General features: G+C 39.0%; 17 protein-coding genes. 16 read left to right on the plus strand and 1 reads right to left on the minus strand.

Annotation, left to right across the window (positions count from 1 at the left end; all coding sequences use genetic code 11):
* Positions 1 to 12: 12 nt before the first annotated feature.
* The 11 genes from ruvB to JK629_RS06510 all read left to right on the plus strand — a co-directional run bounded on the left by ruvB (position 13) and on the right by JK629_RS06510 (position 18,276).
* Complete coding sequence (gene ruvB / locus JK629_RS06460; RefSeq protein WP_202337788.1) at positions 13 to 1,035, plus strand: Holliday junction branch migration DNA helicase RuvB; 1,023 nt, start codon at positions 13 to 15, stop codon at positions 1,033 to 1,035.
* A gap of 9 nt (positions 1,036 to 1,044) precedes the next feature.
* Complete coding sequence (locus JK629_RS06465; RefSeq protein ID WP_202337789.1) at positions 1,045 to 2,376, plus strand: cytochrome P450; 1,332 nt, start codon at positions 1,045 to 1,047, stop codon at positions 2,374 to 2,376.
* A 4-nt stretch (positions 2,377 to 2,380) separates the two neighbouring features.
* Positions 2,381 to 3,307 (plus strand): tRNA epoxyqueuosine(34) reductase QueG, encoded by a 927-nt coding sequence (gene queG, locus JK629_RS06470; RefSeq protein ID WP_202337790.1) that lies wholly within the window; start codon positions 2,381 to 2,383, stop codon positions 3,305 to 3,307.
* 108 nt (positions 3,308 to 3,415) lie between these two features.
* Positions 3,416 to 5,710 (plus strand): NADP-dependent malic enzyme, encoded by a 2,295-nt coding sequence (locus JK629_RS06475; RefSeq protein WP_202337791.1) that lies wholly within the window; start codon positions 3,416 to 3,418, stop codon positions 5,708 to 5,710.
* Between the two features lie 94 nt (positions 5,711 to 5,804).
* Positions 5,805 to 6,386, plus strand: coding sequence for a Holliday junction branch migration protein RuvA (gene ruvA, locus JK629_RS06480; protein ID WP_202337792.1), 582 nt, complete (start codon positions 5,805 to 5,807; stop codon positions 6,384 to 6,386).
* 3 nt (positions 6,387 to 6,389) lie between these two features.
* Positions 6,390 to 13,634 carry a T9SS outer membrane translocon Sov/SprA gene (gene sov / locus JK629_RS06485; protein ID WP_202337793.1) on the plus strand — a complete coding sequence of 2,415 codons (7,245 nt, stop codon included), beginning with the start codon at positions 6,390 to 6,392 and terminating at the stop codon, positions 13,632 to 13,634.
* 22 nt (positions 13,635 to 13,656) lie between these two features.
* Entirely contained in the window at positions 13,657 to 14,037 is a 381-nt protein-coding gene (gcvH, locus tag JK629_RS06490) for a glycine cleavage system protein GcvH (protein WP_202337794.1), read from the plus strand.
* A gap of 70 nt (positions 14,038 to 14,107) precedes the next feature.
* On the plus strand, positions 14,108 to 14,401 hold the full coding sequence (locus JK629_RS06495) for a VanZ family protein (RefSeq protein ID WP_202337795.1): 294 nt from the start codon (positions 14,108 to 14,110) through the stop codon (positions 14,399 to 14,401).
* Positions 14,402 to 14,467: 66 nt separating this feature from the next.
* Positions 14,468 to 15,190, plus strand: a complete 723-nt coding sequence (locus tag JK629_RS06500) for an energy transducer TonB (protein ID WP_202337796.1) — start codon at positions 14,468 to 14,470, stop codon at positions 15,188 to 15,190.
* Positions 15,191 to 15,304: 114 nt separating this feature from the next.
* Positions 15,305 to 16,081: an energy transducer TonB gene (locus JK629_RS06505; RefSeq protein WP_202337797.1), complete on the plus strand. Its 777-nt coding sequence runs from the start codon at positions 15,305 to 15,307 to the stop codon at positions 16,079 to 16,081.
* Positions 16,082 to 16,185: 104 nt separating this feature from the next.
* A complete protein-coding gene (locus tag JK629_RS06510; protein WP_202338009.1) occupies positions 16,186 to 18,276 on the plus strand; it encodes a gliding motility protein RemB in 2,091 nt (696 codons plus the stop codon).
* Positions 18,277 to 18,296: 20 nt separating this feature from the next.
* Here JK629_RS06510 and JK629_RS06515 read toward each other — a convergent pair whose 3' ends face one another.
* On the minus strand, positions 18,297 to 19,280 hold the full coding sequence (locus JK629_RS06515; RefSeq protein WP_202337798.1) for an MBL fold metallo-hydrolase: 984 nt from the start codon (positions 19,278 to 19,280) through the stop codon (positions 18,297 to 18,299).
* A gap of 125 nt (positions 19,281 to 19,405) precedes the next feature.
* Here JK629_RS06515 and cyoE point away from each other — a divergent pair, with 125 nt between their 5' ends.
* The 5 genes from cyoE (at position 19,406) to JK629_RS06540 (ending at position 23,159) form a co-directional block, all read left to right on the plus strand.
* The gene (gene cyoE / locus JK629_RS06520) at positions 19,406 to 20,299 is read left to right on the plus strand and encodes a heme o synthase (protein ID WP_202337799.1); all 894 of its coding nucleotides are present in this window, start codon (positions 19,406 to 19,408) and stop codon (positions 20,297 to 20,299) included.
* A 43-nt stretch (positions 20,300 to 20,342) separates the two neighbouring features.
* Positions 20,343 to 20,924 (plus strand): cytochrome c oxidase subunit 3, encoded by a 582-nt coding sequence (locus tag JK629_RS06525; RefSeq protein WP_202337800.1) that lies wholly within the window; start codon positions 20,343 to 20,345, stop codon positions 20,922 to 20,924.
* Between the two features lie 46 nt (positions 20,925 to 20,970).
* Complete coding sequence (locus JK629_RS06530) at positions 20,971 to 21,954, plus strand: cytochrome c oxidase subunit 3 (RefSeq protein WP_202337801.1); 984 nt, start codon at positions 20,971 to 20,973, stop codon at positions 21,952 to 21,954.
* 19 nt (positions 21,955 to 21,973) lie between these two features.
* Positions 21,974 to 22,357 carry a cytochrome C oxidase subunit IV family protein gene (locus JK629_RS06535; RefSeq protein WP_202337802.1) on the plus strand — a complete coding sequence of 128 codons (384 nt, stop codon included), beginning with the start codon at positions 21,974 to 21,976 and terminating at the stop codon, positions 22,355 to 22,357.
* Between the two features lie 157 nt (positions 22,358 to 22,514).
* The gene (locus tag JK629_RS06540) at positions 22,515 to 23,159 is read left to right on the plus strand and encodes a hypothetical protein (RefSeq protein ID WP_202337803.1); all 645 of its coding nucleotides are present in this window, start codon (positions 22,515 to 22,517) and stop codon (positions 23,157 to 23,159) included.
* The last annotated feature ends 21 nt before the right edge of the window (positions 23,160 to 23,180 follow it).

Genomic DNA, 23,180 nt, shown 5'->3' on the forward strand with positions numbered 1-23,180 from the left:
TATATTTGTGCTATGAATGAACACCTCGATCCTTCGGGAGAGAATCTTTCTCCTCAGGAACTGGATATTGAAAAAAAATTACGGCCCCTTAGCTTTGAGGATTTTACGGGCCAGGATCAAGCCTTGGAAAATCTTCAGATTTTTGTACAGGCTGCAAATTTACGTAGCGAAGCATTAGATCATACGCTTTTTCATGGTCCCCCGGGATTGGGAAAAACAACCCTTGCATATATTCTTGCAAATGAGTTAAATGTAAATATCCGTGTAACGTCCGGTCCCGTGTTGGACAAACCTGGTGACCTTGCAGGATTGTTGACCAATCTGGAAGAGCGCGATGTGTTGTTTATTGATGAAATCCATCGCCTTAGCCCCATTGTTGAAGAGTATCTTTATTCGGCCATGGAGGATTATAAAATTGATATTATGATTGAATCCGGACCCAATGCACGTTCAGTCCAAATCAATCTTAACCCTTTTACACTTGTCGGCGCTACTACGCGTTCCGGTTTACTGACAGCGCCTATGCGTGCTCGTTTCGGAATTTCTTCAAGATTACAATATTATACAACCGAATTGCTCACTACAATTTTACAACGAAGTGCGGGAATTTTACAAGTGCCCATAACTATGGAAGCCGCAATAGAAATTGCAGGCAGAAGCCGTGGCACACCACGTATTGCCAACGCACTTTTACGAAGAATCCGGGATTTTGCACAAATAAAAGGAAACGGAAAAATAGATGTTGAAATTGCAAAATATGGTTTGGATGCACTACACGTAGATGCGCACGGATTGGACGAAATGGACAATAAAATTCTTTCAACCATCATTGAGAAATTTAAAGGGGGCCCCGTAGGTATTACAACCATTGCTACTGCTGTTTCAGAAAGTCCCGAAACCATTGAGGAGGTTTATGAGCCGTTCTTGATTCAACAAGGGTTTATCATGCGCACTCCACGCGGCCGTGAAGTTACCGAAGCCGCCTATAAACATCTCGGCAAGCTAAAAGGTCCCACGCAGGGCGGATTATTTTAAAATCATACTATGGAAGCAAAGAGAATTCCATCAGTTTCTGCCTTCCAGTTTTTGGTTCATTCAGCCCAAATCCTTAAAAATCCATTGCCTTTTCACCATAAAAATTTTGAAACCAAAGGAGATACTTTTCGGTTAAAATTGGGTTTTGGAAATTCGGTTATTTTTTCGCGTGATGCAGGATTTGCGCAATATGCACTCCAAAAAAACCAAAGAAATTATAAAAAATCCCCAATCCAAACCCGCGATCTTTCAAAATATGTAGGCTTCGGATTGTTGACTTCTGAAGGAGAACTTTGGCAAAAACAACGCAAACTAATTCAGCCTGCTTTTCATAAAAAACAATTGATAAATCTATTGGGCACAATTGATGCCGCAATTAAAACGGAACTAGTAAAAATTGAAACAGATAAACCAATAGATATTTTTCCTGTTTTTAACGACCTTGCTTTTCAAACCGTTGTGAAATCACTTTTTAGTAGTGCGGTTGATCAAACGGAAATAAACAAACTTCAGCAAATAACGGAATCTGCGCAGCAAATGTTGGTGAAAGAGTTGCGTCAACCCTATTTGGGATGGTGGTTTAAGTTGAGCGGAAAAATAAAAAAGCATATTTCGGAAACGAACCAAGCGCGATCACTTTTAAAAAATCTCGTTAAAGAAAGAAGAAATTCTGAAAAACGGGAAGGTGATTTACTGAATATGCTTTTGGATGCACGATATGAAGATGGAAAAGCTATGGAAGATGAACAATTGATTGATGAAATATTAATTCTCTTCACGGCAGGTCACGAAACCACATCAAACGCGCTTACTTTCACTTGTGAATTGATGGCGAGAAATCCTCAAATTCAAGAAAGGCTTCATTTAGAGATAATTGAAGCAAAGGAGAAATCAGACAATTTAATGGAGTTTATTAAAAATTGTCCTTTCACTAAAAATGTAATTGAAGAATCCCTCCGGTTGTATCCCCCGGCATACTTTATTGATCGTGTGAATATTGAGGAAGATGAATTTAATGGAATGAAAATTCCAAAAAATTCAAGTTTGTTGTTTTCATTGTTGGAAATACATACAAATCCTAAATATTGGAACGAGCCGCAAAAGTTCATACCAGAACGTTTTTCAGAAGTTAATCCCAACCATTTTTCTGGACAATACTTTCCTTTCGGCGCAGGCCCTAGAATGTGCATTGGCAATAATTTTGCGATGTATGAAATGATTTTGGCCATCGCAGAGATTATGGGGAAATATAAAATTTCCGAAAAGAAAACGCCAATTGAAATTAAGCCATTGATTACCCTTAAACCAAAAAATGCCATTTTAAAATTCAACTTAAGATAATTGAGTGATTCAGAATTCTTCAAAATATTCACATTTAATAAAAGCTGAGGCCAAACGTCTGGGGTTTATTTCGTGCGGAATAAGCAAAGCAGAATTTCTTGAGGAAGAAGCGCCGCACCTCGAAAACTGGCTCAATAAAAATATGCACGGAGAAATGGCCTACATGGAAAACCATTTTGACAAAAGGTTGGATCCAACACTTTTGGTTCCCGATTCCAAAAGTGTTATTTCATTGTTGCTGAATTATTTTCCTTCAGAAACGCAAAATTCCGAAACCTATAAAATCTCAAAATACGCGTACGGCACCGATTATCATTTCGTCATAAAAGATAAACTGAGGCAGTTGATGGATTTTATTTCAGATGAAATAGGCGAAGTGCACGGTCGCGCCTTTGTTGATTCTGCGCCAGTGCTGGATAAAGCTTGGGCCGCAAAAAGTGGGTTGGGCTGGATTGGCAAACACAGCAATTTACTTACAAAACAATTGGGCTCGTTCTATTTTATTGCAGAATTGATTATCGATTTGGATTTGGAATATGACAGCCCGGTGACAGACCACTGCGGAAGTTGCACCGCCTGTATTGACGCTTGCCCAACAAACGCAATTGTTGCCGATAGGGTTGTGGATGGCAGCAAATGTATTTCCTATTACACGATTGAATTGAAAAATGAAATCCCAATTTCTGAAAAAGGAAAATTTGAGGATTGGATGTTTGGCTGCGATATTTGCCAGGATGTTTGCCCGTGGAACCGTTTCAGTAAGACGCACAGCGAACCACTTTTCAACCCGCACCCCGAACTTTTATCAATGACGAAAAAAGATTGGGAAGAAATAACCGAGGATGTTTTTCAGAAAATTTTTAAAAATAGCGCAGTAAAACGCACCAAATTTTCAGGATTAAAAAGAAACATCAACTTTTTGAAAGATTAACCTCCAAACTTTCGCCATTCCACCTAAGGTTATAACTTTGTAAGTTCTGTTGCTGAATTAAAATTACAACAGAATCAATAGTATAAGCCAACTATAGTATTCCAAATTATGAGCAAACAAAGCAGACGCAGAGAAGCCCTTTTATACCACGCCAAGCCGAAACCTGGGAAAATTCAGGTTGTTCCCACAAAAAAATATGCTACACAGCGGGATCTGTCCTTGGCGTATTCGCCCGGAGTGGCAGAGCCATGTTTGGAGATTGAAAAAAATGTGGACAATGTTTATAAATATACAAACAAAGGAAATCTGGTTGCCGTAATTTCTAATGGAACTGCGGTACTTGGCTTGGGAAATATCGGCCCCGAAGCCTCAAAACCGGTGATGGAAGGCAAAGGCTTGCTCTTCAAAATTTTTGCAGATATTGATGTTTTCGATATTGAAATAAATACTGAAAATATTGATGAATTTGTAGCCACCGTAAAAAATATTGCGCCAACCTTTGGCGGAATAAACCTGGAAGACATAAAAGCCCCAGAAGCTTTTGAGATAGAAAGAAGGCTGAAGAAAGAGCTAAACATTCCCGTAATGCACGACGATCAGCACGGTACTGCAATCATTTCTGCAGCTGCTTTGCTCAATGCCCTTGAAATAGCTGAAAAAAACATTGAAGAGGTTAAGATTGTAATCAGCGGTGCTGGTGCGGCAGCGGTTTCGTGCACGCGCCTCTATAAATCCTTTGGTGCAAGGGCTGAAAATGTTGTTATGCTTGACAGTAAGGGTGTAATTCGTAAAGACCGTGAAGATCTTTCTGAAGAAAAAGCTGAGTTTGCTTCACACCGTAAGATTGACACTTTGGAGGAGGCTATGATAGATGCCGATGTGTTTGTGGGCCTTTCCGTAAAAGATATTGTGTCGCCAGAAATGCTTCTTAGCATGGCGCAAAACCCAATTGTGTTTGCAATGGCAAATCCCGACCCAGAGATTGAATATGATTTGGCCATTAGAACAAGAGAAGATATTATCATGGCCACTGGCCGTAGCGACCACCCTAACCAAGTAAATAATGTACTTGGCTTTCCTTTTATTTTCCGCGGCGCACTTGACGTTCGTGCAACTAAAATTAATGAAGCCATGAAAATGGCCGCTGTAAAGGCTTTGGCAGAACTCGCCAAAGAACCCGTGCCAGAACAGGTGAATATTGCCTATGGCGAAACCAAGCTCAACTTTGGAAAGGATTACATTATTCCAAAACCCTTTGATCCACGATTGATAGCCACCGTGCCGCCCGCAGTAGCGAAAGCTGCTATGGAAAGCGGTGTCGCTACCACTGAAATTACAGATTGGGAAAAATATCAAGACGAACTCTATGAGCGCATGGGCAGCGATAACAAAATCATTAGATTGTTGGTGAACCGTGCAAAACTAAACCCAAAACGTATCGTGTTTGCCGAAGCCGATCATTTAGATGTTTTAAAAGCTGCGCAAATTGTTTTCGAAGAGGGCATCGGCACCCCTGTTCTATTGGGAAGGAAGGAAATTATTTTGGAACTGATGGAACAAATTGATTTTGATGCCGAACTTGAAATAATAGATCCAAAAAATGATGAAAACACAGGTAAGCTTCAACATTACGCCCAAAAACTTTGGGAAAAGCGAAGAAGAAGCGGCATTTCGCTCTATACTGCTGAAAAGCTGGTTCGCGAAAGAAACTATTTTGCTGGAATGATGCTTAGCGAAGGCGATGTGGATTGTATGATTTCTGGGTACGCCCGCTCTTATCCATCGGTAGTCGTTCCTGTTTTTGAAACGGTGGGGAGGTTTGAAGGTGTTACCAAAGTAGCAACAACAAACTTGATGCTTACCAAGCGGGGGCCTTTGTTTATTTCTGATACATCTATAAATATAGACCCCACAGCAAAGGAGCTTGCCAAAATTGCACAGATGACCAACTATACCATGAAAATGTTCGGTGTGCAACCTGTGATCGCTATGATTTCCTATGCCAACTTTGGCTCTTCTAAAGACCCGCATGCAACTAAAGTGCGGGAAGCTGTAGATTTACTCCACAAAAGCAATCCAGATATGATTGTGGATGGCGAGTTACAGACCGATTTTGCATTGAACCCCGAAATGCTTCAAAAGAAATTTCCATTCTCAAAGTTGGCGGGCAAAAAAGTGAACGCGCTTATCTTCCCCAACCTTGATTCTGCAAATAGCAATTACAAATTGTTGAAGGAATTGAACGGCGTGGAATCCATTGGCCCGATTATGTTGGGGATGCGCAAACCCGTTCATATATTACAACTGGGCGCTAGCGTGGAAGAAATTGTAAATATGAGCGCCGTAGCAGTTGTGGATGCGCAGCAAAAAGAGAAGCGAGGACGGGAGTTGGAATCCAAATAAAACAAAGCTTTTTGTATTCAATATTTTCCCAAAAACCCCAATGGATGTTGCAAATAATTATACTATATTTGAGCCTTTAAGTTTTCGTTAACACATGATAACCCATATACAGGGCAGACTGGTTGAAAAAAACCCGACCGACGTAGTGATAGAATGTAATGGAGTAGGGTACTTTATCAATATTTCCTTACACACATTTTCCGAACTCCCCACCAGTGAAAATGTTAAACTATATACGCATTTGCTTGTTAGGGAAGATGCCCATACACTTTACGGTTTTTCAGGTGTTGCTGAACGAGAAATTTTTAGATTGTTGATCAGTGTCTCAGGGGTTGGCGCAAGCATTGCTCGTACCATGTTATCCTCCTTGGCACCAGACCAAGTCCTAGATGCAGTTGCGCAAAATGACATAACAACAATACAATCAGTAAAAGGAATAGGGGCCAAAACTGCGCAACGTGTGGTTTTGGATTTAAAAGATAAAATTTTAAAAGTGTACGGTTTGTCGTCTATTTCTACCGGAACAAGCAATACTAACAAAAATGAAGCGTTATCTGCTTTGGAGACGTTGGGCTTTGTTCGCAAACAGTCTGAGAAAGTGGTGGATGCCATTGTTAAGGATAATCCGCAGGCATCGGCAGAAATGATTATTAAACAAGCTTTAAAAAATTTGTAAAATTTGAAGGCAAAAAATTACGTTTACAAGGGTGGCTTTTTCAAGCTTTTAGCAATAATAAGTTTCATATTTATCGGCAATGCTGCGCTGGCGCAAGACTCTACAGCCGTAGGCAACGAGATGGGCAGGATGGACCTTCCCACCCCCATTAGTATACAGGACCTTTATACCTATGACCCCATAACCGATAGATATATTTATACCCAGACCTTGGGCAGTTTTAACATTACTTACCCCATAATCCTTACTCCTCAGGAATATCAGCGACTTATTCAAGAGGAACAGATGAAGGCATATTTCAAAGAAAAAATTGATGCGGCCGATGGTAGAAAGGAAGGCTCTGAAGAACAACAGAAAAATTTATTGCCAACATTCTATGTAAACTCAAATTTCTTTGAATCTATTTTTGGCGGGAATACTATTGAAGTAATCCCTCAAGGTTCCGTGGAAATGGACCTCGGCTTATTATATACCAAACAGGACAACCCACAATATTCGCCGCGAAACCGAAGCAATTTTTCTTTTGATTTTGACCAGCGCATTAGCTTAAGTCTTTTGGCTAAGGTTGGAACAAGACTTCAGGTTACTGCCAATTACGATACCGAGAGCACTTTCGATTTTCAAAACCAGATAAAGCTGGAATACACCCCAACTGAAGATGACATCATCCAAAAAATAGAAGTGGGTAACGTAAGTATGCCTTTAAATAGTTCTTTGATACAAGGGGCGCAAAGTCTTTTTGGGGTAAAAACACAGCTTCAGTTTGGCAACACGACCATAACAGGGGTTTTCTCTGAACAAAAATCTGAAACACGTACCGTTACCGCAGAAGGCGGCGCGACCATTACAGATTTTGAACTTTTTGCATTGGATTATGACGACAACCGTCACTTCTTTTTGGCGCATTATTTTAGGGATAATTATGATCGTGCCTTAGAGCTTTACCCATTCATAAACAGCAATGTGCAAGTTACGCGAATGGAGGTTTGGATTACCAATCGCACCAGCCGTACAGAAAATGTTCGGAACATTGTAGCGCTGCAAGATATTGGGGAATCAGACCCAACAAATATTGGATTGACCGTACCTCCAGGTGGTTTTATAAATGCAACTCGAAGCGCCTATCCAGATAACGGAAATAACGATTTTAACCCTTTTGGGATCAATGGAGGGGCGCAAACATTGCTTAACCCTGCCATTCGTGACGTTGCAACCGTGAGACAAGGATTTACGGGAGTACAAGTAAGTGAAGGAACCGATTATGTAACCTTGGAAAACGCCCGAAGATTGGACCCGGGAGAATATACCTTAAATTCACAATTGGGATATATTTCGCTTAACCAGCGATTGACCAATGACGAAGTTTTAGCTGTATCATACCAGTTTACAGTGAATGGAAAAGTATACCAAGTAGGTGAGTTTTCTAACGATGGGGTGGAAGCCAATGGCGGAACCCCCGGTGGAGGGAACAACCCTCCGGGAGGAGAAGCAACGCTTGCGCAAAACCTTGTGGTAAAACTTCTGAAGAGCAGTATTACAAACGTACAAGAGCCAGTGTGGGATTTGATGATGAAAAACATTTACCCCATTGGAGCATACCAACTTGAAAAGGAAGATTTTAACCTAAATATATTCTATACCGATCCTTCTCCTCTCAACTATATTGAAAAGGTTCAGGGCGGTCCAGACCTTCCGGAAGATGTGGAGGATGAAATCCTTTTAAAGGTTTTCAACCTGGATAGATTGAATTTTAATAATGACCCGGTTCAAGGAGGAGATGGTTTTTTCGATTTTCTTCCAGGCATAACGGTAGATGCTCAGAACGGAAGAATTATCTTCACCACAGTAGAGCCTTTTGGAAAGCATTTATTTGATGAATTGAACGTGCCTGCCGCACCTGCTAATTATAACATTCCTGCAAGTTACAACGCCAATCAGGAGAAATACGTTTTCCGAACCCTTTATACTGGTACTAAAACACAGGCTGAGCAACAGGAAAGTGAAAAGAACAAATTTCAATTAAAAGGAAGTTACAAATCAACCGGCGCCGACGGTATTCCAATAGGTGCTTTCAACATTCCACAGGGGTCAGTTACGGTTACTGCAGGCGGAAGGACATTGGTTGAAGGTGTAGATTACACGGTAAACTATCAATTAGGAAGGGTTCAAATTTTAGATCCCGCTTTATTGAATAGTAACATTCCAATCTCGGTAAGTACGGAGAATAATTCACTTTTCGGACAGCAAAGCAAGCGTTTTACCGGATTGAACATAGAACATAAATTTAGCGATAAGTTTTTAATAGGGGCTACTTATTTAAACCTCAACGAGCGCCCATTGACCCAAAAGTCTTCCTATGGTGTTGAGCCTATCAACAACAGTATTTATGGTATTAATTTGAATTATTCAACCGAAGTGCCATTCTTAACTCGCTTGGTAAATAAGCTTCCAAATATAGATACCGATGTAGAATCAAACATTTCCCTGCGCGGTGAATTTGCTTACTTAAAGCCCGGAGCCCCTAAAGTTTCTGATTTTGATGGAAAAACAACCGTGTATGTAGATGATTTTGAAGCCTCACAAACGGGGAATGACATCAGCGCTCCATCCAGTTGGTTTTTAGCAAGTACTCCCATAGGTTTCGGAGGCCAAGTAGCAAATGATAATTTAAGCTATAATTACAATAGAGCAAAATTAGCATGGTACACCATCGACCCCATATTTTATAGTAGTCAGCGCCCCGGCGGAATTAACGATGAGGATCTTTCTTCGCCATTTGCACGTCGTGTGTTCAGGGATGAAATTTTCCCAAACCAAGATATTGTCCAGGGACAGACACAGGCGCTTTTCACACTAGATTTGGCGTACTATCCATCAACTCGTGGTGAATACAACTACAATCCTGCTGCAGCGGGAACAAACAATCTTCCCAACCCAGAAAATAATTTTGGGGGAATAATGAGACAACTAACTACAACTGATTTTGAACAATCAAATGTAGAATATATCCAATTTTGGGTTATGGACCCCTTCATCTATGAAGAAAACGACGGTAACCCTGGCGGAACTATCAATTTTAACCTTGGAAGTATTTCCGAAGACGTGCTAAAAGACGGTAGAAAGCAATATGAAAATGGACTTCCCGAAGATGGAGGTACGGCAAATACTACTACAACGGCATGGGGTAAAGTACCTACAAACCAATCGTTGGTCTATACTTTTGATACTCAAGGGCAAGAACGTATCAATCAGGATGTTGGTTATGATGGTTTAGACAATGCTTCTGAAAGTGCGCAGTTTCCCGCATTTGCTGGCCTTCCGGACCCTGCTAATGATGATTACCAATACTTCTTACAGGGCGAAGGAAATATTTTGGATCGTTATTTAAAATACAACGGTACCCAAGGAAACTCTCCAGTAGAAGTTACAAATACCAACAGAGGAAGCACTGCCCAGCCTGATGTGGAAGACATAAATCGTGATAACACCATGAACACGATTGACAGTTATTTTGAATATAATGTACCGGTTTATCCGGGAATGAGCCGTGAAAACAATGAGTTTATCACAGATGTTAAAGAACTGGAAGTAACTACACAAAATAACAATGTTATTCCGGTGCGTTGGGTGCAGTTTAAAATTCCTATCAGCAAACCCGACCAAGCAGTAAATGGAATTTCAGATTACAGATCCATTCGCTTTATGCGTTTGTTCCTTTCCCAATTTACCGAAAATACAGTTTTGCGTTTTGGAACCATGGAATTGGTACGTGGCGATTACAGAAGGTTTCAGCAAACATTGGATATTACAGGAGAAGACCCATCACAGGATGATACGGTTTTTGAAGTAGAAGCGGTAAGTATTGAAGAAAACGAAAACAGAGAGCCTATTCCATATAGATTGCCCCCCGGCCTGCAGCGCGAGGAATTGAACAACAACAATAATATTATCCGGGAAAATGAGCAATCAATCTCTTTAAGGGTGTGTGGATTGGAACCAAACGACGGCCGTTCAGTATATAAAAACTTTAATGTGGACATGCGCCAGTACAAAAACCTGGAAATGTTTATACACGCCGAATCACTTCAAAATGAAACGGGGCTTTCCGATGGACAATTGGTAGCGTTTATGCGTTTGGGGAATGACCTTACCAATAACTATTATGAAATTCAAATTCCTTTAAACCCAACAAATTTTGGGGCTACCAGCGCAGAGGAAATCTGGCCCCTTGCTAATAGGTTAAATTTACCTTTAGAGTTGCTTCAGCAAGTAAAAACAAGGGTTTTGGGAGATTCAGGCATTGATCCAACAGAAGTAACCTTCTTTAATCAATCTGAACTTGATGGCGGTGATACCGGCGGTGAAAATGAATTGCGAATAGGTATAAAAGGTAACCCAAGCTTTGGGAACGTTCGTACCATCATGTTAGGTCTTAGAAATGCCTCTTCTAATGATATATGTGGAGAAGTTTGGTTCAACGAGCTTAGAATGTCTGAACTCAATAATGAAGGCGGATGGGCTGCTGTGGTAAGTATGGATGCCAACCTAGCAGACTTTGCAACCATAAGCGCTACAGGCAAGAAAAGTACTATTGGTTTCGGTTCGCTTGAACAGGGTCCAAACCAAAGAAGCCGTGAGGATCTACAGCAATACGATGTGGTAACAAATGTAAATCTTGGGCAGTTAATGCCGAAGAAATGGGGCATTCAATTACCTTTCAATTATGGGCGATCAGAAGAATTGATCACACCGCAATACGATCCGGAATTCCAGGATATTGAGTTGGAGACCCGTCTAGACAATACAGAAGACCAAGATGAAAAGGACGCAATTAAAGAACAGGCCGTAGATTATACGAAACGACAAAGCGTAAATTTCATAGGAGTCCGAAAAGAGCGTACCGGTGAAGGCAAGCCGCAAGTATATGACGTGGAAAACTTTACGGGGTCTTTTTCTTATAACCAGACGGACCATCATGATTTTGAAGTTGAAGATGCACTGGAGCAAAATGTTCGGGCAGGAGCAACTTATAACTACAATTTTAATGCGAAACCTGTAGAACCATTCAAAAAGAACGATTCCCTTTTTAGAGGAAAATATTGGCAATTCCTAAAGGACATTAACTTTAATTATTTGCCAACAAACATTTCAGTAAGTTCAAATATTACACGTCAGTACAATGAGCAGAAATTTCGGGAGATAAATCTATTGCCAGGAAATATTGGCCTACCAACTCTATACCAACGTAATTTCCTTTTTGATTGGCAGTACACCATCAACCATAATTTAACTAAATCACTCCGTTTTAATTTCACTTCATCAAACAATAGGGTAGTAAATAACTATGTAGATGATGAGGGCTTTGTTAATAATGAAATAGGTGTATGGGATGGTTTTTTTGATGTAGGGGAGCCTAACCAGCATTTCCAGTCACTTCAGCTAAATTATGATTTGCCTTTCAGCAAGTTTCCTTTCTTAAAATTTGTTAGAGCAACCTATTCCTATACCGGAGATTACCAATGGCAGGCAAGTAGCGACTTATTTAACGAAATTCCAATTCAGCTGAGCGATGGAACCACAAACACCTATAATTTAGGAAATTCCATACAGAATGCCAGTACGCACCAAATTAATTCCAGTATTGATATGAACGGTTTCTACCGTTATATTGGTCTAACAAAAATTAAGAAGAGCAAGCCTAGAAATTCCGCAGGTGGCGAAAGTAGAAGCGGTAGCGGCACTGGAGATGAGAAATCTGGTGGTGAAGAGAAAAAATCAGCACGTGAGGGCAAGCTTGAAGAAAAGGAAAATGGCGAGCTTAGTGGCGGAAAAAACAATTCCCCGAACGTTTTGGGCAGAGGCGCAGGTGCAGGTGCTGAAGATGGATTGAACGCTGGCGATAAAGCTATAAATACGGTTATAGGTTTTGCTACCATGCTTAGAAAAATTCAATTCAACTATCAAGAAAATAACGGTATTTACCTTCCCGGTTACTTGCCTTCCATCGGTTTTATAGGAACGCTTAAACCAACTACAGGCTTTGTTTTCGGAAGTCAGGCAGAAGTGCGGGAATTAGCAGCCAGAAAAGGATGGCTAACGCTTTATCCAGAATTTAACGAACAATACACTGAAGTAGAAAGCCGCCAAATGGATATTCAAGCCAATCTGGAGCCTATAAATGATTTAACCATCGATATAAACGGAAGTAGAATTTATTCTGAAAACTACACAGAAAACTATATTGTAGAAAATGGATTATACAATTCATTAACGCCCACAACCTTTGGAAACTTTAATATTTCAACGGTTTTGATTAAAACGGCTTTTGCCACTAGCGATGAAAACAGTTCTGCGGCTTTTGATGATTTCCGAAGTAACCGTTTAACAATAGCAAACAGACTTGCTGAGGAATACTACCAGGGAAGACCATTTGAGCGAACCGCCGATGGTTATCCAGTTGGGTTCGGTAGAAATAGTCAAGATGTATTGTTGCCCTCATTTCTTGCTGCTTACAAAGGAAGCGATGCTTCAAAGGAAAAAACTGGTATTTTAAGGGATATTCCGCTTCCAAACTGGGATATAAAATACACTGGCCTTATGAACATCCCTTGGTTTAAGAAAAACTTCAAGCGTTTTTCACTTACCCATGGCTATAGAGCTTCCTATACGGTAAACCAATTCCAGTCAAATCTTGATTACGATCCAAATGATCCTGAAGCAGTGGATCAGGCAGGAAATTTTAAGGCAAAGACACTTCTTACAAATGTAAACTTGACCGAACAGTTTTCGCCTTTGCTACGTATGGATTTTGAGATGAACAATTCAGTAAAGATTTTGGCTGAAATGCGAAAGGACCGTGCGCTATCATTGAGTTTTGCTAACAACCTGCTAACGGAAATAAAAGGGAATGAATACATTATTGGTCTAGGATACCGCATAAAGGATCTTCGTATTGCTACTAATTTTGGTGGAAAAAAATCTGTTATTACAAGTGATTTGAACTTTAAGGTAGATCTTTCCCGAAGAGATAATATAACCATAATTAGGTATCTGGACATTGATAACAATCAGACTACAGCCGGCCAGACCATTTACGGGGCACAATTGTCTATTGATTATGCATTGAGCAAGAACCTTACAGCCCTGTTCTATTATGATCATACCTTCTCGGAATATGCTATTTCAACAGCATTTCCGCAAACAACAATTAGAAGTGGATTCACTCTTCGCTATAACTTTGGAAATTAAGAACCTTTATATTTATTGACTTATGAATGTACCATCAAATTTAAAATATACAAAAGACCACGAGTGGGTAAAAATTGACGGCGACATAGCCACCATTGGAGTAACTGACTTTGCTCAAAGTGAACTTGGAGACATCGTTTATGTAGAAGTAGAAACAGTGGGCGATACTTTGGAGAAAGAAGAAGTTTTTGGTACTGTTGAAGCCGTAAAAACAGTTTCTGATCTTTTTCTGCCACTTTCTGGAGAAATAATCGAATTCAATGACAGTTTGGAATCCGAACCTGAAAAAGTAAATACAGATGCCTATGGTGAAGGCTGGATGATAAAGATGAAAATATCCAACCCAGATGAAATAGCTGAACTCTTGGACGATGCCGCATATAAAGCGCTTATTGCGGGCTAAAAACCTGTTGATTCTTGCAGTACTGTACAGTTGCGTAATATCTGTTCTTTTTTTTGTTTCTAATCCAACATTGCCGAAAATAGAATTTTCGGGAATAGATAAAATTGTCCATAGCACCATACACTTTATTCTTATAAATCTGTGGCTGCTCTTTATATATTTTAAAAATGGGTTCTTAATAAAAACCAGATGGATATTAATCCTTCTATTTTCAATACTTCTTTATGGCATAGTAATTGAGATATTGCAAGACCAGTTTACGGTTTCTCGAAAGGCAGATATACTCGATGTAGCTGCAAACTTTACAGGGTCATTGCTCGGAATCTTTTTTTTCAAAAACATAAAAAAATATTTAAATGCTTAAAATTTCAATTAAGTTTTAAATTGAATGATAATTTCTATATTTTAGCAACACGTTAAACCCACTATTATGGAACCCAAAAAAAATCCAAAAGCAGATGTAAGCCGCAGGAGCATGCTTTTCTTCCAGCTCGGAATGGTTGTAATGCTTTTCTTGGCCTGGCAGGCAATTGAATGGAAAACCTATGATAAATCCGATAATGATTACGGAAAACTTGATGTAGGTGATGAACTTGAGGAAGAAATTCCAATCACCCAACAATTAACACCGCCACCGCCACCGCCACCGCCGCCACCAGCGCCTGAAGTTATTGAGGTAATGGAAGATGAAGTGGAAGAGGAAGAAACCGTAATAAAATCTACCGAAACCAATCAAGAAGAAAAGATTGTAGAGGTTAAGGAAATTAAAGAAGAAGTAGTTGAAGAAGAAATTGCTGATGTTCCCTTTGCTGTAATTGAAAACGTGCCTATCTATCCCGGCTGTGAAAAAGAAAATGGGAACGATGCCAAAAAGAAATGCATGTCTTCTAAAATTAGCGAATTCATCAATAAAAAATTTAATAGTGACCTTGCCTCAGATTTAGGTCTGGAAGGAAGACAACGGATTGCGGTTCAATTTAAGATTGACAAAAACGGAAGAGTTACGGATGTTCGTGCGCGTGCGCCACACCCAAGACTTGAAAAAGAAGCAATGGAGGTTGTAAGCTCATTGCCAAATATGACCCCAGGAAAACAACGTGGAAAACCAGTGGGTGTACTTTATTCGCTTCCAATAGTGTTTGATATCCAATAAAAAAATATTTTAAATTTTAAAACCCCGTCCTTACCACAGTAAAGACGGGGTTTTGTGCGTTTTGGCATAACAGTTGTGTTTTATAAAGTGTTAACCTTTTAAAACACATACATTATGAAAACAACTGTAGAGAATACCCGAAACAAAAGAGCTGAAAAAAAACAAACAAACATTAATTGGAATTCACGTTTGTTTTTTCAAATAGGCGTTATCGTTAGTTTGCTTATCGTTTTTTTCATAATGCAAGCTGATTTTAAAATTAGAACCTATCAAACCGCTGCAAATGAAACTTTTGTAATGCAGGAGCTTCCATTTCATGATTATGAAATTGATTTAGAAAAACCGAAGCAGGTTGAGCCCAAAAAAGAACTTCCGCAAAAAAGAGAGCCTATAGCAAAAGTGAAAAGTAATACTTTCGATGTAAAACCAAATACCGATCCAATAATAGAAAATTCTATTGCATCTACTGAAATCCCTACTGTAGATCCACCCATTGCGCCTACGGTTAGTGCTCCAACTACAGATTCAAATAAACCAAGAACAGTTGCAAACGTTGAATTCGTTCCTATCTTTCCGGGTTGTGAAAATGAGGGTTCTAATTCGGAAAAAATAGCGTGTATGTCTTCAAAAATCAATTCGTTCATACAGAAAAATTTCAGACAACAAGTACTCGAAGATTTAAAAACAAATGAAGCGCACAGAATCTATGTAAATTTTAAAATTGACGCCAATGGTTATGTTACTGATGTAGTTGCTACTTCACGAGACGTAAACCTAAAAAAAGAGGGGCAGCGTGTAATAAATATGTTGCCCCCAATGAAACCGGGCAGACAGGGCAATAAAAATGTAGAAGTGCTCTACACCGTGCCAATTGTTTTCAATATCAAGTAATGTCCCATTTTTTAAAATTCAAAGCTCCCTTTAAAATGGGGGCTTTTTTTGATTTCGGTCATTATAAAAAAACTGTATCTTTCGGAATTAAACAAGCAGACGTGATGAAGCAGTTTCTATTTCTTTTTATTTTCGGTTTCTCCATAGTTTCTTTAGCACAAACTCCTTCAGCGCAATATGAGAAATATCCGGTTTTTGACCAATGCAAAAGTGTTGATCTTGATGCGCTGGAAAATTGTTTTAAAAATACTCTGCAACAATTCATATTTGAAAATTTTAAGGTGCCCGAAATAGTTTTTTCTGAAAACTATAAAGGAAATGTTAATGTACTTTTTGAGGTTACCAAAGAAGGAAAATTCAAGGTGCTATATGTAGATGGAATATATAAAGAATTAAAAACCGAAGCTAGAAGGGTTTTTGAATTGCTTCCTGAGATAGTACCCGCAACCTATAATGGCATACCGGCCTACGTACAGTTTACCTTTCCTATTGCCATTCCATTAGTTCCTCCCGGCGAAACAATTATGCAAGCTACTGAGGTTAGCAAGGAAAATGACAGGGAACTGTTAGCCACAGAATATGATGCTATTGAAAATCTGCCTTATAAAAATGAAGAATACCGAAGCAATATCAATATTCCACTTTCACATCATAATTACAGCTTATTTGATCCAGCACTAAACCGCGTAGGTCTAAATAACCATACGGCTCAAAAGCCATATATCTATTCTGAAGTCAATAAATATTACGATTTTGAGAATGCCAATAAAGAAATTTTAAAAAACAAAAACTCATGGTTTGGGCGCAAGCTTTGGAACGAGCATTTCATAACCATTAAGGGGAAGGATTATTGGTTAACGCTGGACCCGGGGGTGGATCTTCAAGCGGGAAAGGATTTTGACGCAGATATAGATACCTATAATAATACACGCTTAGTGTATACGCAAGGAGGAATCGGCAAGCAGATTGGTTTTTTTGGGGTTATTTATGAAAGCCAAGGCCGTTTTGCAGGTTACTTTAACCGGTATGCAGAATCTATACGTCCAGACGGTGGGAATCCCGCTATAATCCCCGGGCGAGGGATTGCAAAAGGTTTTAAGTCAGATTCCTATGACTATCCTATAGCTACAGGCCACATTTCTTATACACCTTCAAACTATTTCAATATCCAATTCGGCCACGGTAAAACATTTTTGGGAGATGGTTACCGCTCATTATTAACAAGTGATAATGCAAGCCCATATCCATTCTTCAAAATAAATACTACTTTTTGGAAACTGAAATACACAAACACATGGATGTCCCTGCGCGATGTGCGCCCCGAGGTTACCGAAGATGGCTCCTTCCGAACAAAGTATATTGCCAATCATTATTTAAGCTATAACATCACTAAAAGACTGAATATCGGACTTTTCGAATCCGTTATTTGGCAGAACGATAACGGCCGCGGTTTTGATGTAAATTACCTAAACCCAATTATTTTTTATCGCGCCATAGAATTTTCTACCGGCTCCCGTGGTGGAAATGCATTGATTGGCCTAAGTACTAAATACAAAGTAAATGATAGGATTAATCTTTATGGACAGCTTATTGTCGATGAATTTTCTTCCAGTGATATTTTTGGAGGAAATGGGAGCTATAAAAACAAGATTGGGTATCAATTGGGCTTAAAATATTACAATGCCTTTGGATTAAAAAATCTGTATTTACAAACAGAGTACAATAGAGTGCGCCCCTATACATATTCCCACAATACTGTCGTGCTAAATTATGGTCACAACAATCAGTCTATGGCACATACACTGGGGGCTAATTTTTCTGAATTTATAGGAATAGCACGTTACCAAAAGGGAAGAATTTATGGCGACGCAAAGTTTATTGTCGCAAAACGGGGGTTTGAATTCAATACACCGGAAGATTCTTTTTTTTACGGAGGGGATATTTATGGAACTGAGGACGATCGCATTTCAGATAACGGAAACGAATTGGCCCAAGGAAATACTACCGATTTCTTTCACGCTGAAATTCAAGCAGGTTATGTAATAAATCCTGCAACAAATTTAAAAATTTACGGAAGTTTTATATTCAGAAGCTTTGATCCCAAAATTAATACGCAAACGGTATTTGAAAACCAAACAACCTGGATTAATTTTGGAATAAGAACAGATTTATTTAATTGGTATTATGATTTTTAGATTGTAATACGGGCTTTGTATTAGTTTTTTTGTTTCTCGTTTCGTTCTCTTTTCATTTGTTCTATCTTTTCTAGGGCTTTTCGGTTCTTTTCGTCATTGTCCTCAATATAGCTTCGCTCTTTGGCTACTTCATTATAAAGCATTTTTAAATAGGCTTCCGTAGTTATAAAGCCATTGCCGTAACCTTCGTTATCGTAGAGTTGGGTGATATCCTTCATTTGTGATATCTCTTCCTCCGTCTTTTTATTGATGTATTGTACAGTTACCTTTTTGTAAGTGTTGGTTAGCATATCTATCGTCTTTTGAAGATCGCTATAACTGCCAATCTCTCCGTGGCCGGGAATAATTTTTGTTTCTTCATTAATAAGTAACTTGGCCTTTTCAAGCGCATTGATTACGCCCATGATGCTGCCTCCATTTGCAGTGTCGATGTATGGGTATTTTCCATTAAAGAAAACATCGCCTGTATGCAATACGTTACTTTTGGTAAAATAGACCAATGCATCGCCATCAGTATGTGCATTATGGACATGAAAAACATAAATTTTCTCGCCATTGTAATAAAATGTCATGTCTTCGGAAAAGGTAACCATGGGGAGTATCTCTTGAGGAATCTTTTTCTTTTCATTTTCTATCATCTCTTGCAGCCTAACCCGTACATTATCATGTGAGAAAATTACAGTGCCCGCCTCGGCCAAAACGGCATTTGCTCCAGTATGGTCAGCATGAAAATGTGTGTTCACTAAAAACTGGACAGGTTTTTCGCTAACGGTTTTAATTTCTTCCTGGATTTGCTCAATATGTTCTGCAAACTGATCATCTATCATAAATATACCATCATTGCCAAAACTTAAGCCAATATTACCCCCCTTGCCCTGCAGCATGTAGATTTTGTTGTTTACTTTAATGAGTTTTGTATTTATCTTTTGCCCAGTATCACTTTGAGAAAAGGCCATTGAAAACGAAAATAATAAGACCGCTGCTGTAAATAATTTTGAAAACATGTTTTTTTGAATTTTAAAAGAGGTTGAAATTACTAAAAATGCTGAAATAATGCTATAAGATTATTGATAATATATTGCGGAAAAAATACAGGAAGCGTATCTTTGCGCAGCCTAAAAAAAAGAGCTTGTCCGTTTCTCAATCACAGTCTGTTGCCCAATCCCTTCTCAGGAATTTTACCGAAATCACGAAGCTTCGGCTTTCGGTGAGCGTTGTTTTTTCTTCGGTCGCTGGGTATTTGCTGGGGACAGATTCCATTGATTTTTATATACTTTTTTTATTGTGCGTAGGTGGGTACTGTATGGTTGGCGCATCAAATGTTTACAATCAAATCATCGAAAAAGACCTGGATGCGCTTATGGAGCGTACTAAAAACAGACCTTTGCCTGCTAACCACATGACCGTCCGTACGGCATTTATACTAGCTAGTTTGTTGACGGCAGTTGGTGTGGTTGTTCTTTATGCCATCAATCCCGTTACGGCAATGTTCGGGGCCATTTCAATCTTTATGTACGTGAGCCTGTACACGCCTTTAAAAACCAAAACGCCGCTTTCTGTATTTGTGGGCGCGTTTCCGGGGGCCATTCCATTTATGTTGGGGTGGGTGGCCGCTACAGGAGAATTTGGTATTGAACCAGGAACATTATTTATGATCCAGTTTTTTTGGCAGTTCCCGCACTTTTGGGCCATTGGCTGGTTTCTTTTTGATGATTACAAAAAAGCAGGATTTTATATGCTCCCAAACGGAAAACGCGATAAAGGTACTGCCATACAAGTTGTTCTTTATACAATCTGGACCGTACTTGTTTCCTTAATTCCTGTTTTGGGAATTACCGGAAAACTTTATTTAACCCCGCTTTCGGGAACGTTAATCGGAATATTAGGCATCGGACTTTTGTATTATGCCTTAAGACTTTACAAAGAAAAAACTTCAAAAGCCGCTAAACAACTTATGCTGGCTAGCGTAAGCTATATTACATTACTGCAAATAATTTACGTTGCAGATAAATTTTTGCGATAACCGAAACGCTAAGTATTCGGAAAACATATAATGAACTATAACGATGGATTTGACCCAAGGAAGTGAAGAAAAAAAAATAGCAAGAGCAAAGAAAAACATGCTCTGGTTTGGAATTATAAGCTTAACAATGAGTTTTGCCGGCCTCACTAGTGCTTACGTAGTGAGCAAGGAAAGACCTGACTGGATTTCTAGCTTTGAAATTCCACAGGCATTCTATACAAGCCTTTTCTTGATAATTATTAGTAGCATTACCATTCATTTTGCGCTTAGGGCTATTAAAAAACAACAAAACAAACGTGGAATGCTTCTCTTGGCGGCAACCTTTTTATTGGGCACTTTGTTTGTGTTTTTTCAGTTTAAGGGTTTTGCGGAAATAATCCAAAAAGGTTATAATTTTACGGGCCCAACCAGTAGCATCACTACCTCATTTATCTATTTGGTAGTATTATTGCACGTTGCGCACGTTTTTGTGGGGTTGATATCGCTTTTGGTTGTAATTTATAATCATTATAAACAAAAGTATAAAAACGGTAAAACCCTTGGTGTTGAACTAGCTGCAACTTTTTGGCATTTTGTGGATATTGTATGGATTTACCTGTTTTTATTTTTATATTTCGTTAAATAAAAATTAAACGTATTTTTGAACCTTTATTTAAAACCAAATTCTTTTTATGGAAGCTACTGTTGTTAAAACAGGTACCGAAGGAAAAACCTGGGGTGGCGGAAATCAACCGTTGAAAGCTAGTTATGGCAAAATGATGATGTGGTTTTTCATCGTTTCTGATGCCTTGACGTTTTCAGGATTTCTTGCCTCGTATGGATTTTCAAGATTCAAATTTGTAGATGCCTGGCCTATCGCCGATGAAGTATTTACCCACTTTCCTTTTCTGCATGGAGTAGAAGCGCCTATGTATTATGTGGCGTTTATGACCTTTATTTTGATCTTTTCATCCGTAACCATGGTTTTGGCCGTGGATGCTGGGCACAAAATGAAACAAAATAAAGTAATTCTATATTTGTTCCTTACTATTATTGGTGGACTTATTTTCTTGGGTTCACAGGCTTGGGAATGGGCTACTTTCATTAAAGGAGATTATGGAGCAATTGAAACCAAAGGAGGGCAGATCATCCAATTTCTTGATAAAGAGGGTGAGCGTGTAGCGATAAGGGATTTTGCAGCTATTAATGATGGAGATCGCATTCCACAAACCCGTGAAAACGGCCTTTGGTTCGCGGAAGATACAGAGTATCTGCCAACAGTTTCCTTTGAGCAGGTGAAGGCTGGTTTCTTGGCAAATGACAACCTTTTAGTTAGGCTGCAGCATAAAGACGAACACGGCCACCATATTATTTTATCAAGGCAAGAATCCATTGCTAAAGTTGTAAATGATGGACAACTCGTTGTAGAAGGCGCAAACCTTCGCCACAACGAATATGGGCATCCATTGTTTGCTAACTTTTTCTTCTTCATTACAGGTTTCCACGGGTTCCACGTAGCAACGGGAGTTTTGATAAACATTATCATATTTTTTAATGTCATATTAGGCACCTATGAACGCCGAAATAACTATGAAATGGTCGAAAAAGTAGGTCTTTATTGGCACTTTGTAGATTTGGTATGGGTATTTGTTTTCACATTCTTTTATCTTGTATAGATTTCAAAAAAATTAAAAAATGGCACACGAACATAAATTAGCAATCTTTAGGGGCGCTGTTAAATTCAAGTCAAACGTTAGTAAAATTTGGGGTGTATTTGCATTTCTTTCCATAGTTACCATCGTGGAGGTGGCACTGGGTATCATCCGCCCGGAGTTTTTAATCGATACTCGTTTTCTGGCTTTAAAGCTACTTAACTGGATTTTCATCATTCTTACTATTGTTAAGGCATACTACATTACTTGGGACTTTATGCACATGCGCGATGAAACAAGCGGCCTGCGCAGGGCGATAATCTGGACCTCAATTTTCCTAATAGCCTATTTGGTGGTACTAGTTCTAATAGAAGGTGATTATATTTTTGAGGTATATAAATCTGGATTTATAAAATTCGATTTTTAATCAAAATATAAAACAATAAACAAAGCCCTCCTTGTGAGGGTTTTTTATTGTTTGAAATTTTAAAATTAACACCCAAAACATTGTCCAGCCCCCTTTTACACTTTATTTTTGCAAACCTACTTTTTGCAGTTTTATAAAGTAGTTTAAAATGCAGACAATGAAAAAATATTTGGTGCTCGGCATCCTGTTTTTACTGCCCATTACGGCCTATGTTTTTTTTGCTTCCGGAGAAAACAATTTTGCCACCCTGCCCACACTCACCCCTTCCATTGCGGAACTGCATGATTTTGAAACATTGGAAGGAAAGCCTGTGCAGCTTGAAAAACATATAACGGTTCTGGGTTTCTTTGGAAGTGACTTGGAGGCGCACAGAGCCTATGCTTATAATCTGGCGCATAAAATTTACAGTAAAAACCATCAGTTTAATGAATTTCAATTTGTTATACTGTTACCAAAGGGTACAGAGGCGCAAGCCCGAAGCATTGAAGAAAAGCTAAAACAGATTGCCCCTACAGATGCGTGGTTTTTCGCTTTTGGAAGTGAAGAAAGTATCAGAGAAGTATTTCAATCCTTAAAGTCTAATATAACACTGGATAAGAATGTCTCCACTCCTTATGTTTTTATAATTGATAAAGAGCGAAGCCTACGTGGCCGCGATGACGATGATGATGAAGGCATTATGTACGGTTTTGATTCCAGTAACATTGCTGAAATAAACAATAAAATGAGCGACGATGTTAAGGTATTGCTTGCCGAATATAGAAGGGCGCTAAAAAAGTATAATACAGACCGAGAAATATAGAATTGCAACAGTAATATCTGA

It is taken from the genome of Aequorivita iocasae, assembly GCF_016757735.1.
Lineage (GTDB): Bacteria > Bacteroidota > Bacteroidia > Flavobacteriales > Flavobacteriaceae > Aequorivita > Aequorivita iocasae.